A 15490-nucleotide genomic window follows, 5' to 3' on the forward strand; every position below is an offset into this window, starting at 1 on the left:
GGTGACACGCTGGCGGGCCGCGGAGAGCGGCCCGCTTTCCTTCTCCGTGCCCGGGATGACAATATGGATATCAACCGATCGAACACCTACAAGGCGGCCGTCGTTCAGGCTGCGTCAGACCCGACGAGCGCGCTGGCGTCAGCGCAAAAGGCAGCGGCCTTGATCGCGCAGGCGGCTGACGCGGGTGCCAGACTGATCGTCTTCCCCGAAGCCTTCATTGGCGGCTATCCCAAGGGAAGTTCGTTTGGCGCTCCCGTCGGCATGCGCAAGCCCGAAGGACGCGAGGCGTTCCGCTTGTATTGGGAGGCGGCCATCGATCTCGACGGCGTGGAGGTCGAAACGATCGCCGTGGCGACGGCCGCAACCGGAGCCTTTACGGTCATCGGCTGCATCGAGCGAGAGCAGGGTACGCTCTACTGTACGGCGCTCTTCTTCGACGGCGCGCGCGGTCTTGTTGGCAAGCATCGCAAGCTGATGCCGACCGCGGGCGAGCGGCTGATCTGGGGCTTCGGCGACGGCTCGACCATGCCGGTGTTCGAGACCTCGCTCGGGAATATCGGCGCGGTGATCTGCTGGGAAAACTACATGCCGATGCTGCGCATGCACATGTATAGCCAGGGCATCAGCATCTACTGCGCTCCAACCGCGGATGATCGGGATACCTGGCTTCCGACCATGCAGCATATCGCTCTGGAAGGACGCTGTTTCGTGTTGACGGCGTGTCAGTATCTCAAGCGCGGCGCCTTCCCGGCCGACTACGAGTGCGCGCTGGGTGTCGACCCCGAGACCGTGCTGATGCGCGGCGGCAGCGCGATCGTCGATCCGCTCGGCAAGGTTCTGGCGGGACCATGCTTCGAGGGTGAGACCATCCTGTATGCCGACATCGACCTCGCCGACGTGACGCGCGGCAAGTTCGATTTCGACGCCGCAGGACATTATGCCCGACCGGACGTCTTCCAGCTCGTCGTCGACGACCGGCCGAAACAGGCGGTATCCAGCATCAGCGCCGCTCGCGCACGCAATTGAGGGTCCGATGCTCTTCGATATGGGGCAGCTTCCGGCGGATATCCGCTACAAGATCCTCACCGCGACCGTGACTCCGCGGCCGATCGCGTGGGTGACGACCCGGTCCCGCGACGGGGGCGCCAATGCGGCGCCTTTCAGCTTCTTCAACGTGCTGGGGCATGAGCCGCCGACGGTTGTGCTCGGCTTGCTGCGTCATCCGGACAAAGGCCTGAAAGACACCGCGCAGAATATCGTCGAGACGCGTGAGTTCGTCGTTCACCTGGTGCCGCACCGGATGGCCGAAGCCATGAATGCGACGGCGGTGGATGCGCCGGCCGGGGTCGACGAGACGGAGATTGCGGGGCTGGAGACGTTTCCCTCGCAGATGGTCTCGCCTCCGCTCATCAGGGGTTGCCCGGTTGCGTTCGAATGTCGCTCCCTCTCGGTTCAGGAAACCGGGCCGCGGCAAATCGCCGTGATCGGAGAGGTCGTCTGTGCTCACGTGGCGGAGCAGTTCGTGATCGATGCAAAGAGGGGCCACATCGATACGATCGGCCTCGACCTCATTGCACGCATGCACGGCTCCGGCTGGTATGCGAGTCCACGGGACCTCTTTCAGCTGGTGCGGCCGCCGCCGATGGAATAGGGCGCGCCGGCAGATCCGGTCATGGCCGCCGCGTCTCGACCGAGAGTCGATTGACATCCAATTATTACATGTCTAAAAATATGCAAATTCATATATTATGAAGACCCGCGAATGGACACGCATCAGCTGAGGCTCAAGGTGCAGTCGGTCACGGCGGAGACGCCGACGATACGCAGCCTCGTGTTCGGCGTGGAGGGCGGTGCGGCACCGCGATGGACGGCGGGGGCGCACGTTCGTGTTTCGCTCCCGAGCGGGGGAGACAGGCCTTACTCCCTGGTGGCCCTGCCGGGCCTGCCGCAGGGCCTCCTCGCGCTCGGGGTTCTGCGCGAGCGGATGTCGAGCGGCGGCTCGGCCTTCATGCATGCGCTCAAGGTCGGCGACGTCGTGACCGCTTCGGCGCCCGTCAACAATTTCCAGCTGCACGAGGACGACACGCCTGCGCTTCTGTTCGCCGGCGGCATCGGTGTCACGCCGATCCTGTCGATGGCGGCCGAGCTCGAGGCGCGGGGAATTGCCTACCGCCTTCACTACGCCGGACGAGCGCCGGGTGCGTTGGCGTTCCTGCCGCAGCTGCAGGCGATGTGTGCGCGCGCGCTGTCGGTCCATTACGACAGCGACAGCTCGTGCCTCGACATCGAGGCGGCGCTGCACGCTTCGCCTGCGAATTCCCACGTCTATGCCTGCGGCCCCCTTGGCATGATCGAAGCGGTGAAGGCTGCCGCTCTCGCCAGGGGCATTGCCGCCGGTCGCATCCATTACGAGCTCTTCAGGCGGGAGGCGCCGGCCGCGCCGAACCGTGCATTCGAAGTCGAGCTCAAATCGACCGGAGAGGTCATCGCCGTCGCGGCCGACCAGAGCATCATCGAGGCGCTCGAAGCTGCGGGGCACGAGGTTCTCTACGACTGCCGGCGCGGCGATTGCGGCATCTGCCAGTGCGGCGTGATTGCAGGCGTGCCCGATCACCGCGACGTCATCCTGAGCGACGACGAGAAGGCATCCAACAAGGTCATGCAGATCTGCGTGTCGCGCGCGAATTCGGAACGGCTGGTGCTGGACCTCTAGGACGAAGGCAAGGGCGCTATGAGCAGATACGCTATGAGCAGATACGCCGGGCATGTGCAGTCGATCGCGGCGTTGGTGCGCGAGGCCGAGGTGCATCGCGACGTCTACATCGATCCCGAGATCTTCGATCTCGAGATGAGTCAGCTGTTTCCCAACAGCTGGATCTATGTCGGACACGCCAGCCAGCTGGCGAAGCCCGGCGACTTCATCACCGCTACGATCGGCCGGCAGCCGGTGGTGGCGAGCCGCCACACAGACGGCTCGATCCATGTCTTCTACAACCGCTGTCCGCACAAGGGCGTCAAGATCGCCTCGGAACCCTGCGGCAACACCGGCAAGTTCTTTCGCTGTCCGTATCACGCATGGTCGTTCAAGACCGACGGCTCGCTGCTCGCGATCCCTCTGAAGAAGGGCTACGACGGCACCGGTTTCGGCGACACGCAGGCAAACGAGGGCCTGTCGAGGGTCAGGAATGTCGCGATCTATCGCGACTTCATCTTTGCGCGGCTGAACGAGAGCGGCCTGTCCTTCGAAGACTATTTCGGCGAAAGCCTCTCGACGATCGACAACATGGTGGATCGCTCGCCGGAGGGCAGGCTCGCGGTCGTGGCGGCGCCGATCCGCTACATGCACACCTGCAATTGGAAGATGCTGGTCGAAAACCAGACCGACACCTGTCATCCCATGGTTGCCCATGAGAGCTCGGCCGGCACGGCAGTCAAGGTCTGGAAGCGCGAGCAGGGCGAAGCCAAGGAGACGCCGATGGCGGTGCAGCTCTATGGCCCGTTCATGAGCCCTTACGAATTCTACGAGCAGAGCGGCATCCGGATCTGGCCGAACGGGCACGGCCACACCGGCGTCGCCAACTCGATCCATTCGAACTATTCCGACGTCGGCGGCTATCTCGAGCAGATGGTTGCGGCCTATGGCGAGACGCGGGCCCACGAAATCCTGGGCGAGGTCCGGCACAACACGGTCTATTTCCCGAACATCATGGTCAAGGGCGCGGTGCAGATCCTGCGCAATTTCATCCCGATCGCGGTCGACAGGACGCTGGTCGAGAGCTGGGTCTATCGCCTGGTTGGGGCGCCCGACAAGCTCTATGAGCGCGCCCTGATGTATAATCGCTTCATCAACGCGCCGACCTCGATCGTCGGGCACGACGATCTCGAGATGTATGAGCGGGCACAGGAAGGCCTCAAGTCCAACGGTAATCCATGGGTCAATCTGCGCCGCCTGTACGAGCAGGACGAACAGGCGGACGTCACCGCCGTCATCAATGGGACGTCGGAGCGGCAAATGCGCAATCAGTTTCACGCCTGGGCCAAATTCATGACCATGGGCATGGACAAGCACGCCGAGGCCGCGGAATGATCGACGAGAAGGCCGTCGCGGATTTCATCTACCGGGAGGCCGAGCTTCTCGACGCCATGCAGTGGCAGAGCTGGCTCGATCTGTTTCACCCGGAAGGGCGCTACTGGATGCCGCTCGAATGGCAGCAGCAGGACCCGGTGCTGCAGCCGTCGTTGATGTATGAGGATCTGCTGCTGCTCAAGGTACGGGTCGAGCGTCTCGCGGGCGAACGCACCTTCAGCCAGAAGCCGAAGAGCCGCTGCCATCATCTGCTCCAGGCGCCCAGGGTCATCGCCTGCGACGCCGCGGCCGGCGTCTTCAAGGCGCGCACGTCGTACATCTACACCGAGACGCGCGGCGATCTCTTGGAGCGCTATTCCGGGTGGGCCACTCACGAGCTGGTTCGGTCCGACGAGGGCCTGAAGATCAGGCTCAAGCGCGTCGATCTCGTCAATTTCGACGCGCCTTTCGGCAACATCCAGCTCTTCATGTGAGGGCACCGTGACCGCAGAGACAACCGTCTATGCCCGCTTTCGCGAGACCGCCCTGCGCCGGGGCGAGGGCGGCTTTCTCAACGTGCTGCCGGAGACGGCCGGCATTTACGGCATCGCGGCCGGCGAGATTTCCTATCGCGCCATGCTCGAACGGATCGAGGCCCGGCGGCAGGCGTTCGCGGCGAAAGGCTACGGCGAAGGACACAGGGTCGGGCTGCTGCTTCAGAACCGGCCCGTGTTCGTCGAGCTTTGGTTCGCGCTGAACGCGCTCGGCGTCTCCGTCGTGCCGATCAATCCCGATTTGCGCATGAGCGAGCTCGAATACATCGTCGCCCATTCCGAGATGAATGCGGCCGTCGTCCTCGCCGGGCGGTGCGCCGAGGTCGAGGCTGCCGCGCGCCAGGCCGGCCGACCGATGCCGGTCGTGACCGGCGACGACGATAGTCCCGCGCCATATGACGGTGAACGGCCCTTGCGGCCTGCGGGCGGCGCAACGGAATGCGCCTTGCTCTACACGTCCGGTACGACCGGGCAGCCGAAAGGCTGCGTTCTCACCAACCAGTATTTCCTGCACAGCGGAAACTGGTATCGCGACGCCGGCGGGCTGATCGGCCTGAAGCACGATGGCGAACGCATGATCACGCCGCTGCCGCTGTTCCACATGAACGCGATGGCGGTCTCGCTGATGGCGATGGTTTCGGTCGGCGGCTGCCTGACCATGCTCGATCGCTTTCATCCGCGCAGCTGGTGGAATTCGGTCAGGGACAGCCGGGCAACGTGCCTGCACTATCTCGGCGTCATGCCGTCGATGCTGATGAGCGCCGCGCCCTCGGAACAGGATCGGCAGCATACCGTGCGCTTCGGCTTTGGCGCCGGCGTCGACAAGCTGCTCCACGCACCGTTCGAGGCGCGCTTCGGCTTCCCGCTGATCGAGGCCTGGGCGATGACCGAGACCGGTAGCGGCGGCGTGATCGCCGCCAATGTCGAGCCGCGCAAGATCGGCACCAGCTGCTTCGGGCGCCCGGCCCCGGAGGTCGACATTCGCATCGTCGATGACAGCGGAGATGACGCACCGGCCGGCGCGCCGGGAGAACTGCTGGTGCGGCGAGCCGGCGCGGATCCGCGCTTTGGCTTCTTCCGGGAGTACCTCAAGAACCCCGAGGCCACGGCGGAGGCCTGGGCCGGGGGCTGGCTGCACACCGGCGATATCGTCGCGCGGGATGCGGACGGCGATCTGCATTTCGTCGATCGCAAGAAGAACGTCATCCGCCGTTCCGGCGAGAACATCGCAGCCGTCGAGGTCGAATCCGTCCTCAATCGTCACCCCCTGATACGGCAGGCCGCCGTTGCGGCAACCCCGGACCCGGTGCGCGGCGACGAGGTCGCGGCCGTCATCATCGCCGAGCAGGCGGACGCCGACCGCGCGCTGGCCGAGGACATCGTCCGCTGGAGCCTGGAGCAGATGGCCTATTACAAGGCGCCCGGCTGGATTTGTTTCGTCGGCCGGCTGCCGCTGACCGCAACCGAGAAGATCCAGCGCGGCGGCTTGAAGGAATTCGTCGCCAAGCTGATGCAGGACGGCGCCTTCTTCGATCTGCGCGATCTGAAGCGGCGGCAGGTCTGACGCATGTCGCCGATGGGAAACCGAACATGAGCCATGTCCGCACCACCCTCATCACCGGCGGGAATTCCGGGATCGGCGAAGCACTGGCGAAGAATCTCGTCGGCAGGGGCCAGCGCGTGGTCTCGGTCGGGCTGGACGCACCGGACTGGACGCACGATCTGCTCACGGCGTATCGCGCCGACCTGACGTGCCTCGAGCAGACACGGGCCGTCGCCCAGGAGATCAGCTCCAACCACGCGATCGATTGTCTCGTGCACAATGCCGGCATCATCCTGCCGAACCTGCTGCCCGATGCGAAGCCCGAAGACATCCTGGCGCTTGCGCAGCTGCATCTCGGCGCACCCATGCTCCTGACCCAGGCCGCTCTGGAGGGGATGATATCGCGCCGTTTCGGCCGCATCGTGTTCGTGAGCTCGCGTGCGGCGATGGGCGCCGCGACCCGCTCGGCCTATTCCGCCACAAAGGCCGGCGTGCACGGCATGGCGCGGACATGGGCGCTGGAGCTTGCGGCCAGCGGCATCACCGTCAACGTCGTCGCGCCGGGCCCGATCCTGACCGACAATTTCTGGGGCATCGTCCCCAAGGACTCCGAGCGACAGGAGAGAATGGCGCGCAACGTCCCGGTCGGCCGGCTCGGCGCGCGCGGGGACGTCGCGCACGCGATCGAATTCTTTCTCGACGAACGCTCGGACTTCGTGACCGGGCAGGTGCTCTATGTGTGCGGCGGCACCAGCCTCGTCGGCCTCGGCCCATAACGCGCGTCAGATGACGCGCATCAGATCTGGTTCTGCTTGACGTTCTCCACCATCTTGGCCAGCACGCGCGCGCAGACCTCGATCTCGTCGGGATCGATGCCGGCAGTCAGGCGCTCGTAGTTCTTTGCCATGATCGGCCAGATCTTTCGCAGCAGCGCCTCGCCGTCGGCGGTCAACGCCACGACCCGGCGGCGCTGATCCTCCTCGGCGATCTCGCGCTTGACGAGACCTGCGGACACCATGGATTCGACCATGCGGCTGGCTGTCGACTGCTCGGTCACGGCGAGAACGGCGATCTCGTTGACCGTGAGGGTCTTGTAGATGAACAGGACCGACAAGGTGCGAAAGACGACGTTGTTGATGCCGTGCTCGGTGAGGTCCCGGTTCTGATCCAGGTTCCAGCGATTTGCCAGCCGATTGATCAGGTAGGGAATGTAGGCGTGCAGCTGGTCCCTCGACCTTGGCGGCCCGGATCTCCACCTGCTCCTGGATTCTCTTGCCATTAGCTTTTTCGACTTTGCTTTTTGCTGGGGGTACGGATTTTTGCCGAAAGAGAACGCAGCACCGTCAGCGCCGTTTCGAGTTCCTTGGCCGAGGTGTTCTCGAACCGTTGGCTGAGATGTCTCTTGTGCACGTCGGCGGCCTTCCTGAACAAGGCTTCGCCTTTCGGCGTGAGGCGCACGATGAACGACCTGCGATCCTCACTCGACATTTCCTTGCTGATGAGGTCGTCCGCCAGGAGGCGCTGCACCAGGCCCGAGACGTTGCCGCCGGATACCTTCAGGTTCTGCGACAATTGTCCGAGCGCGAGGCCGTTCCTGTCGCGGTCGAGCTGGGCCAGCACGTCGAATTTCGCCAGCGACAAGCCGAACTCCGAGCCCAGCAGGGAGTTCAGCGACGCGAAGATGTCGCCGTGCAGCGACAACAGCTGCAGCCAGAGCCGGGTCTCGATCTGCCCGACGGGAACGATAGTCTCTTTGAGCGCTGCCGGCATCGCGTGACCAGGGCTACGGGTTGGTCTGAAGGAGGTATTTGGAAGGTCGTCGCCCCGGGACCGACCGGGGAGCGCCGTCAGGCAGACCGATTCTGGCCCGCTTCAGCTTGAACGGCATTCGGCGCCGGCGTCAATCTCATGAGGCGAAGCTCTCGATGGTCCGGATCACACCGTCGAGCTCCTTGCCCGGGCCGTCCTTCAGTGCCGCCTCCCGAAGCCGCCGCGCCCAGTCGGCGGCATCCTCGCGCCGCTCCACCAGCTTGATCGCAGCCAGCGTCCTGTCGAATTTCGACAGCCCGCGGCTGTGGGTATCGGAATAGCCCTTCACCAGCCTGCGGCATTGCAGGATTTCCACGCCGAGCTGGTAATTGATGCCGACGGCATCGGTCGCGTTCCTGAGCCATTGGTCCCGATGATCGGTCTCGACCGCGTGACGCAGCGAGTGGCGGCGTATGCTCCGCAGCCCGCCCACGACATAGAGCACCAGGAACCAGGGCAGCGAATAGGTCCGCACCCGGCGCCCCTTGTTGACGCGGCGATCGAGCCAGCCGAGGAGGCGGGGTCTCGCGCCAAGCCAGCGCCCGAAGCCTGCCGGCAGCAGGCCCATGACCTCCTCCATGCGCGGGTGCATGAATTCGGTGGTGTGGAGTACCTGGTCTTGCGACAGCTCCAGTTCGCTTTCGATCCGCGCGCGGCGACCGGCGCGGGTCTTGAGGTCGGCGACGCGGATGACGTCGTCATAGCTCATCGCGTTGGCGAGATGCTTTGCTGCGGCCTGCGTGAATGCGTAGTCCCGCTCGGCGCCGCCGGCGTTCCGGTCCGTGGTGGACAGCGCGACGAGGATGTCGAGATATTCGGCGCCATATGCGACGTCCTGGAAATCGACGACCTTCCTCAGGCCGGCACGCGCCATCGCCTGCGCAGGTACGGGCACCTCCCGCGTCAACCGCGCGACAAGTCCACTGAGCTGCGGGTCGAGCGGTGCAGGAGCGGGCTTCGTGCTGGCCGGTCGCGGCTCGACCGGTGCCGCAACGTCCGCAGGCCCGGTCTTGACGCGGTCGAAGGCGGCGTCAAAAGTCTCGATGCTGGCCTTTGCGCCCTTGCCGCCGGCGCGGATCACGTCGAGATAGCTCTCGCGGTTGAACGGCAGCACGCCGGCTCCTGCCAGCGCTCCGAACATTGCCGCCGAGATGACGCTGCCATGCGCGATCGCCAGCGCGTTCAGGTCGAAGATGATCTCGGTCTTGGCGGCAACGCCGATTGCGCCTGTCACCGCGCCCTTGTCGGCAATGCCGTTGCCGGGCACGATCTTCTCGCCGATCGCAAACGACCTGTGGTTGGAAGCGATCAGGGTCGTGCGCTCCGGCGTCACGAGGCCGCGCAGGATCGAGCGGCCGGCTTCCATGAATTCGGCGGCCATCACCACGTCGACGTCGCCGGGCGTCGGCATCAAGGACAGGATCGGCTTGCGGCCGTCGAGCGGCGGCATCGCCTCGATATAGTAGATCGTCGCGCCGGTGCGCTGGGCAACGCCGGGCACCGAGGTCGACTGCGCGACCCAGCCGTGGTTCTCGGCGAGCTGCACGATCCAGTCGGTGAGGACGCCGCCGCCCTGGCCGCCCATCGCAACGATCGCGATCGAGATCGGCCGCTCGGTCGCATCTCCCGCGGCGGGCAGGGCCAGCCGTACCCTCTCGTCCCTCATGCCAGCGCCTCGAGCCCCACGCGCCGGCGATCGCGCCGCCGCTGCAGCCAGCCGATCACGGACATCGCGACCTTCGACTTCAACTTGTCCCATCGGCTTGGATTGTGGATGACGTCGGCGCGATAGAATGAGGGACAGAGCACGGCGGCTTCGGCGACCTCGCCGCAATTGCCGCAGCCGACACAGGAATTGTCGATGGCGGCAACCGGATCGTCGCGCAGGGGATCGTCGAGCTGCTTCACCGAGAGGGACGGGCAGCCGGAGAGCCGGATACAGGCATGGTCGCCGGTGCACACGTCCTCGTCAACGCCGAAGCGCTCCTTGACGGTGCGGACGCCGTCCTTGATGGCCTTGCTCATCTGCGGCTTCACGCGGCGCTGCTTGTTCAGCATGCATTCGGACGAGGCGACGATAACCTTGGGGCCTTCATCCGCCGTCGTCAGCGCTTCCTTCAGCGTGTCGCGCATCTTGCCGACGTCATAGGTGCGGTCGATCTGCCGGACCCATTGGGCGCCGATGCCCTTCACGGCTTGCACGATGGAATTGTTGGTCTTGCGCCGCTTGTTGGCAGCGCGTGACGACAGGATGTCCTGTCCGCCGGTTGCCGAGGTATAGAAGTTGTCGACGATGACGAACACGCCGTCATGCTTGTTGAAGACGGCGTTGCCGATGCCGCTGGTCAGCCCGTTGTGCCAAAAGCCGCCGTCACCCATCACCGCGATCGAGCGTTTGTCGGCCTTGACGTTGAAGGCCGAGGTCGAGGCCGGACCGAGGCCGAAGCCCATCGTCGTGGCGCCGATATTGAAGGGCGGCAGGATCGAGAACAGGTGGCAGCCGATGTCGGCCGAGACGTGGTGCTGGCCGAGTTCCTCCTCGACCAGTTTCATGGCAGCGAAGATCGGTCGTTCCGGGCAGCCGGTGCAGAGCCCGGGCGGGCGCGCCGGCACAACCTGCTTGAGCTTCTCGACCGCGGGATGGCCGAGCACGGGAACGGCATCCGGCGCCGGTGGCCTGTTGCCGAGCAATCTCGGCTCTGTCTTCTCGAGGAAGTCCCTGATGCCGCCAAGCAGGACCTGCGCTGTGTAGTCGCCACCCATCGGCAGCACGTCCTTGCCGTGGACGCGCGCCTGGATGTCCTTGCGCCGCAGCACGGTGTTGATCGCCTGCTCCAGATATTCCGGCTGGCCTTCCTCGACGATCAGGACGGCGTCCTTGTCGAGGCAGAATTCCGCGACCTCCGCCTCGATCACGGGGTAGGTGACGTTCATGACGTAGAGCGGGACCTGGGTATTGCCATAGGCATCCGACAGGCCGAGATATTGCAGCGCGCGAATGACATTGTTGTACATGCCGCCCTGCATGACGATGCCCACCTTGCCTCGCGCCGGTCCCATCCATTCGTTCAGCCTGTTGTCCCGGATGAAGCCGATCGCCGCCGGCATGCGTGTCTTGATCTTCTCCTGCTCGTGCTCATAGGCCGCCGGCGGCAGCACGATGCGATTGACGTCGCGCTTGGGATTGTTGAGCGCGTCCTTGATGGTGTGCGCCGGCCTGACATTGTCCTTGCAGGCAAAGCTCCCATGCATGTGGCAGGCGCGAACGCGGACCTCGAGCATCACGGGCGTGTTCGAGACTTCCGACAGCTCGAAGCCCTTTTCGATCAGATTGACGATGCATTCATGGTCGGGACGCGGGTCGAGCAGCCACATCTGCGATTTCATCGCGAAGGCGTGGGTCCGCTCCTGCATGATGGAGGAGCCTTCGCCGTAGTCCTCGCCGACGACGATCATGGTGCCGCCGGTGACGCCGCCGGAGGCGAGATTGGCCAGGGCATCGGAGGCGACATTGGTGCCGACGGTCGACTTCCAGGCCACTGCGCCGCGCAGCGGATACATCACGGAGGCCGAGAGCATGGCGGCCGCCGCCGCCTCGTTCGCCGAACTCTGGAACACGACGCCGAGATCGTCGAGCACGTCCTTGGCATCGGCCAGCACATCCATCAGATGCGAGATCGGCGAGCCCTGGTAGCCGCCGACATAGGCGACACCCGATTGCAGCAGTGCCTTGGTGATGGCGAGGATGCCTTCGCCGCGAAAGGTGTCACCGGCGCCGAGCCGGAGATCTTCGACTTCGCGCGCGAAAGACCGTTCAGCCATTGCGTCCTCCAGAAATATGCATTATCATACTTTTACATGTAAAGTAAGTCAATGCCGGCCGCGCCGCTGGTCCCGGGTTCGGGACCGGTCGTAAGCCGGCGACAGGGTGGGGCCGATGCTCGAGCTGTCTCGCTTCAAGGCTGTCGTCGTGCGGCCTTCGCCTCGTCATCATATCGCGCGTGCGACCGCGGACAAGCCGGGCTCGCCGGCGCGCGGGTCGCGGTCCGTGGAGAAGATCTCGAGCTTCCGGGACGCTGTTCCCGGCCATAGCTGCTTCGGAACCGGATCGTCGACGCTGCCCTCGCGAAGGCAATCGACGCACGGGGGCGCTTCGATCGAGCGACGCCATGACTCAGGACTTCATGACACAGGACGTCACGAAACAGGACGTCACGAAACAGGACTTGGAGGATGAGATGCGCGAAAACGTGATCGGCCGGGCCAATGTCGAAGACACTCCGGAGCTGAAGGCCTATTACAAGGACCTCGAGAGATACGAAGCCGGAGCCTTGTGGACCGTCGCCAACAAGATCGAGCCGTGGCAGCCGCAATCGGCCTCCGTTCCCGTGCTCTGGCGCTACGACGATCTGCGCGAACACGTGCTGCGGTCGGTCGAGCTGGTGTCGCCGGAAAAGGCAGGACGCCGGGTGATCTATCTCAACAATCCCGGTCGTCGCGAGGTGTCGGCTGCCGTCGGCTGGCTCTACTCGGGCTTGCAGGTCATGCACCCAGGCGAGGTCGCCTCGGCTCACGCGCACTCGGCCTCGGCGCTGCGCTTCATCATGGAAGGCTCGGGGGCCTACACAATCGTCGACGGTCACAAGATGACGTTAGGAGCCCGCGATTTCGTGCTCACGCCGAACGGCACCTGGCACGAGCATGGGGTCGACGCCGGTGGCTCGGTGTGCATCTGGCAGGACGGGCTCGACATCCCGCTGGTCAATGCGCTCGAAGCCAACTTCTTCGTGGTGCATCCCAACATCCAGCAGGAGGAATCCGGCTATCCGGTCGACGATATGACCAGGACCTGGGGCAATCCCGGACTTCGCCCGGTGAACGCGCCGTGGTCGAAGGGATATTCGCCGATGTTCAAATATGAATGGGAGCCGACTTACGAGGCCTTGCGGAAATATGCGGCTGCGACCGACGGCTCTCCCTACGACGGCATTCTGATGAACTACGTCAATCCGGTCACCGGCGGGCACGTCATGCAGACCATCGGCGCCAGCATGCAGTTGTTGCGCCCGGGCGAAACGACGAAATCGCATCGGCACACCGGCAGCTTCATCTACCAGGTCGCCAAGGGCAGCGGCTATTCCGTGATCGCCGGCCGGCGTTTCGAATGGCGGGAGCGTGACATCTTCTGCGTTCCGTCCTGGGCCTGGCACGAGCACGGCAACGCCTCGAAGAGCGAGGACGCCTGCCTGTTCTGCTTCAACGACCTGCCCGTGATCGAAGGCCTTGGTCTCTATCGGGAAGAGGCCTATGGCGACAATGCAGGCCATCAGCCGGTGGCTGCCTGACATCTGCATCTGGTTGCCCGCCCCACATTTCAACGGAAAGAACTGGATCAGGTTTTCATGCGTCTCGTTACCTACACTCTCGGCTCGAGCGGTGCCCGCCTTGGGGTCATCGTCGAAGGTCTGGTCGTCGATGTCGAGCGCCTCGGCGCATCGTCCGGCCTGGCGTGGCCGAACGACATGCTCTCGTTCATCGATAACAACGCGACATTGCTGCCGGCGCTGAAGGATAGCCTTGCAAGCACCAATGGACGCCTGTCGGCCGGCGCCGCGGTTCCCCTTGAAGACGTGAAGCTGCAGGCCCCGATCCCGCGGCCGCGCAAGAACATCTTCGGCATCGGGCTGAATTACCGCGCGCATGTCGCGGAATCCGCCAAGAGCCTGGACACGGACAAGGATCTGCCGAAACAGCCGGTCGTCTTCTCCAAGCCGCCGACCTCCGTGATCGGCCCCGGCGCGGCGATCCAGCACAATGCCAGGATGACGCAGCAACTCGACTGGGAGGTCGAGCTTGCCGTCATCATCGGCAGGACTGCGACGCGCATCGTCCCCGAGAAGGCGATGGACCACGTCTTCGGCTATTCGGTGATGATCGACATTTCCGCGCGCGACAATCGCCGGGCCGGTCAGTGGATCTTCTCCAAGGGCATGGACACCTATGCGCCGTTCGGCCCCTGCATCGTGACCGCCGACGAAATTCCCGATCCGCATGATCTGCGGCTGTGGCTGACGAAGAACGGCGTCACCAAGCAGGACTCCAACACCAAGTACATGATCTTCGATATTCCGGTCCTGATATCAGACATTTCGTCCGGAATGACGCTCGAGCCGGGCGACATCATCGCAACGGGAACGCCGGAAGGGGTGGGCGCGGGCATGAGCCCGCAGGAATGGCTGTGGCCGGGCGATGTGGTGGAGGCCGGGGTCGACGGCGTCGGTGTCATCCGGCATCCCGTCGTCGCGATTTGATGACGGAGTTCTCTTTCGATCGCAAGCTGCGGTTCGCAGATTGCGACCCCTCCGGCATCGCCTACTTCCCGTCCTATCTGAACATGCTCAACGGGGTCGTCGAGGACTTCTGGGTGGACATCGGATTTCCCTGGCCCGCCTTGATCGCGGTCCGCAGGATCGGCACACCCACCGTGCATCTGACCTGCGATTTTTCCCGGCCGTCGATGTTCGGCGATCTCCTGACGTTCAAGCTGCACATCGGCAAGGTCGGCCGGGCATCGCTTCACCTGGCGCATGTGGTCTCCGGCGCAGACGGCACGCGCTGGCGTGCCCGCCAGATCCTTGCCGCGACGTCGCTGGTGGATCATCATGCCATTCCCTGGCCCGATGACGTTCGCGACGCGCTCGTGTCGCATCTGCACGCGGACGAGGGAACGCAGGTGACGCCGCCATGATCTCGCTCTTCGTGACATTCTCCGATCCTGCAGGCCAACGGTCGATTGATCCGGATGAAGTTGCCGCCGTTGCCGAATTGGTCGGATCGATTCCGGCGATGACCGAGGCCATGCTGTTTACGCGGCCGGAGTCGGTCGATCATCCCTATAAGGCCGACGGCTCCGGCCCGGCGTTCGCGCTTCAGCTGCGGTTTGACGATCTGTTCGCATGCGAGGCGGCGATGGATCGCGGTGGCGTCCTTGCCAGTCTGGTAGCGGGTGCCGGATTGTCGGGCCTCACCGGATTGGATGTCACGCACCAGGTGATGCTGACGCGCGCGTTTCCCGTCGATGTCGCTGCGCATCCGAACGGTCCGGCCATCTCTTGCAGCTACCTCGTTCACTATCCCGGCCCGGCGGAAGACATGAACGCCTGGCACCTGCATTATCTGAAGTACCACCCTGCGATCATGCGGATGTTTCCAAATGTCCGCCAGATCGAGATCTATACGCGGATCGATTGGATCGACCGGCTGCCGTCGCGCCGGGTCGAGTACATGCAGCGCAACAAGCTGGTATTCGACAGCCCGGCAGCCCTCTCCCGCGCGTTGAGCTCCGACGTGATCGAGCGCATGCGCGCCGACTTCGTCCAGTTCCCGCCGTTCTCAGGCGGCAACAAGCATTTTCCGATGCTGACGAGGGTGGTGCAGCCGCGGGAGGTCGTCACCAGAACGGCGCGATGATGACATCATGCCCCTGTTTTGCCCGACGGAGCAAGTCGATTTCGCTAA

At 64.3% G+C, this 15490-nt stretch carries 15 protein-coding genes; 11 read left to right on the forward strand and 4 right to left on the reverse strand.

The window, feature by feature from the left end; genetic code table 11:
- The first annotated feature begins 63 nt into the window (after positions 1-63).
- The 7 genes from JQ566_RS00440 to JQ566_RS00470 all read left to right on the forward strand — a co-directional run bounded on the left by JQ566_RS00440 (position 64) and on the right by JQ566_RS00470 (position 6939).
- Positions 64-1026 carry a carbon-nitrogen hydrolase family protein gene (locus JQ566_RS00440; RefSeq protein ID WP_212367824.1) on the forward strand — a complete coding sequence of 321 codons (963 nt, stop codon included), beginning with the start codon at positions 64-66 and terminating at the stop codon, positions 1024-1026.
- A gap of 7 nt (positions 1027-1033) precedes the next feature.
- Complete coding sequence (locus JQ566_RS00445; protein WP_212367827.1) at positions 1034-1651, forward strand: flavin reductase family protein; 618 nt, start codon at positions 1034-1036, stop codon at positions 1649-1651.
- A 111-nt stretch (positions 1652-1762) separates the two neighbouring features.
- Positions 1763-2713 (forward strand): PDR/VanB family oxidoreductase, encoded by a 951-nt coding sequence (locus JQ566_RS00450; protein WP_212367830.1) that lies wholly within the window; start codon positions 1763-1765, stop codon positions 2711-2713.
- Between the two features lie 33 nt (positions 2714-2746).
- A complete protein-coding gene (locus JQ566_RS00455) occupies positions 2747-4087 on the forward strand; it encodes an aromatic ring-hydroxylating dioxygenase subunit alpha (RefSeq protein WP_212367835.1) in 1341 nt (446 codons plus the stop codon).
- On the forward strand, positions 4084-4560 hold the full coding sequence (locus tag JQ566_RS00460; protein ID WP_212367838.1) for an aromatic-ring-hydroxylating dioxygenase subunit beta: 477 nt from the start codon (positions 4084-4086) through the stop codon (positions 4558-4560). Before JQ566_RS00455 ends, JQ566_RS00460 begins: the two co-directional genes overlap by 4 nt.
- A gap of 7 nt (positions 4561-4567) precedes the next feature.
- Positions 4568-6184, forward strand: coding sequence for an ATP-dependent acyl-CoA ligase (locus tag JQ566_RS00465; protein WP_212367841.1), 1617 nt, complete (start codon positions 4568-4570; stop codon positions 6182-6184).
- Positions 6185-6210: 26 nt separating this feature from the next.
- Positions 6211-6939, forward strand: a complete 729-nt coding sequence (locus JQ566_RS00470; RefSeq protein ID WP_212367844.1) for an SDR family NAD(P)-dependent oxidoreductase — start codon at positions 6211-6213, stop codon at positions 6937-6939.
- Positions 6940-6959: 20 nt separating this feature from the next.
- On the opposite strand, the gene JQ566_RS00475 is transcribed toward JQ566_RS00470, so the two are convergent.
- The 4 genes from JQ566_RS00475 to JQ566_RS00490 form a co-directional block, all read right to left on the reverse strand.
- Positions 6960-7442: a MarR family winged helix-turn-helix transcriptional regulator gene (locus JQ566_RS00475; RefSeq protein WP_212367847.1), complete on the reverse strand. Its 483-nt coding sequence runs from the start codon at positions 7440-7442 to the stop codon at positions 6960-6962.
- Entirely contained in the window at positions 7442-7933 is a 492-nt protein-coding gene (locus JQ566_RS00480) for a MarR family winged helix-turn-helix transcriptional regulator (RefSeq protein ID WP_212367850.1), read from the reverse strand. The genes JQ566_RS00475 and JQ566_RS00480 overlap by 1 nt, the downstream gene beginning before the upstream one ends.
- Before the next feature lie 136 nt (positions 7934-8069).
- A complete protein-coding gene (locus JQ566_RS00485; RefSeq protein ID WP_212367853.1) occupies positions 8070-9638 on the reverse strand; it encodes an indolepyruvate oxidoreductase subunit beta family protein in 1569 nt (522 codons plus the stop codon).
- Positions 9635-11794 (reverse strand): thiamine pyrophosphate-dependent enzyme, encoded by a 2160-nt coding sequence (locus JQ566_RS00490; RefSeq protein ID WP_212367856.1) that lies wholly within the window; start codon positions 11792-11794, stop codon positions 9635-9637. Before JQ566_RS00490 ends, JQ566_RS00485 begins: the two co-directional genes overlap by 4 nt.
- A 416-nt stretch (positions 11795-12210) precedes the next feature.
- On the opposite strand from JQ566_RS00490, the gene JQ566_RS00495 reads away from it, so the two are divergent.
- From JQ566_RS00495 to JQ566_RS00510, 4 genes are read left to right on the forward strand one after another with little or no spacing between them, the layout of a single operon-like run.
- Complete coding sequence (locus JQ566_RS00495) at positions 12211-13317, forward strand: cupin domain-containing protein (protein WP_212371412.1); 1107 nt, start codon at positions 12211-12213, stop codon at positions 13315-13317.
- Between the two features lie 57 nt (positions 13318-13374).
- On the forward strand, positions 13375-14283 hold the full coding sequence (locus tag JQ566_RS00500) for a fumarylacetoacetate hydrolase family protein (RefSeq protein WP_212367859.1): 909 nt from the start codon (positions 13375-13377) through the stop codon (positions 14281-14283).
- Positions 14283-14720 (forward strand): acyl-CoA thioesterase, encoded by a 438-nt coding sequence (locus JQ566_RS00505; protein WP_212367862.1) that lies wholly within the window; start codon positions 14283-14285, stop codon positions 14718-14720. Before JQ566_RS00500 ends, JQ566_RS00505 begins: the two co-directional genes overlap by 1 nt.
- Positions 14717-15442, forward strand: coding sequence for a hypothetical protein (locus JQ566_RS00510; RefSeq protein WP_212367864.1), 726 nt, complete (start codon positions 14717-14719; stop codon positions 15440-15442). The genes JQ566_RS00505 and JQ566_RS00510 overlap by 4 nt, the downstream gene beginning before the upstream one ends.
- Positions 15443-15490: the final 48 nt, after the last annotated feature.

The organism is Bradyrhizobium sp. SZCCT0231 (assembly GCF_018130245.1).
Lineage (GTDB): Bacteria > Pseudomonadota > Alphaproteobacteria > Rhizobiales > Xanthobacteraceae > Bradyrhizobium > Bradyrhizobium japonicum_F.

Bases quoted from the DNA above. Each gene is read 5' to 3' on its own strand.
- JQ566_RS00445 (WP_212367827.1), top strand. From the start codon at position 1,034: ATGCTCTTCGATATGGGGCAGCTTCCGGCGGATATCCGCTACAAGATC.
- JQ566_RS00460 (WP_212367838.1), top strand. From the start codon at position 4,084: ATGATCGACGAGAAGGCCGTCGCGGATTTCATCTACCGGGAGGCCGAG.
- JQ566_RS00490 (WP_212367856.1), bottom strand. From the start codon at position 11,794: ATGGCTGAACGGTCTTTCGCGCGCGAAGTCGAAGATCTCCGGCTCGGC.
- JQ566_RS00505 (WP_212367862.1), top strand. From the start codon at position 14,283: ATGACGGAGTTCTCTTTCGATCGCAAGCTGCGGTTCGCAGATTGCGAC.
- JQ566_RS00500 (WP_212367859.1), top strand. From the start codon at position 13,375: ATGCGTCTCGTTACCTACACTCTCGGCTCGAGCGGTGCCCGCCTTGGG.
- JQ566_RS00485 (WP_212367853.1), bottom strand. From the start codon at position 9,638: ATGAGGGACGAGAGGGTACGGCTGGCCCTGCCCGCCGCGGGAGATGCG.
- JQ566_RS00495 (WP_212371412.1), top strand. From the start codon at position 12,211: ATGCGCGAAAACGTGATCGGCCGGGCCAATGTCGAAGACACTCCGGAG.
- JQ566_RS00440 (WP_212367824.1), top strand. From the start codon at position 64: ATGGATATCAACCGATCGAACACCTACAAGGCGGCCGTCGTTCAGGCT.
- JQ566_RS00470 (WP_212367844.1), top strand. From the start codon at position 6,211: ATGAGCCATGTCCGCACCACCCTCATCACCGGCGGGAATTCCGGGATC.
- JQ566_RS00510 (WP_212367864.1), top strand. From the start codon at position 14,717: ATGATCTCGCTCTTCGTGACATTCTCCGATCCTGCAGGCCAACGGTCG.
- JQ566_RS00475 (WP_212367847.1), bottom strand. From the start codon at position 7,442: ATGGCAAGAGAATCCAGGAGCAGGTGGAGATCCGGGCCGCCAAGGTCG.
- JQ566_RS00480 (WP_212367850.1), bottom strand. From the start codon at position 7,933: ATGCCGGCAGCGCTCAAAGAGACTATCGTTCCCGTCGGGCAGATCGAG.
- JQ566_RS00455 (WP_212367835.1), top strand. From the start codon at position 2,747: ATGAGCAGATACGCCGGGCATGTGCAGTCGATCGCGGCGTTGGTGCGC.
- JQ566_RS00450 (WP_212367830.1), top strand. From the start codon at position 1,763: ATGGACACGCATCAGCTGAGGCTCAAGGTGCAGTCGGTCACGGCGGAG.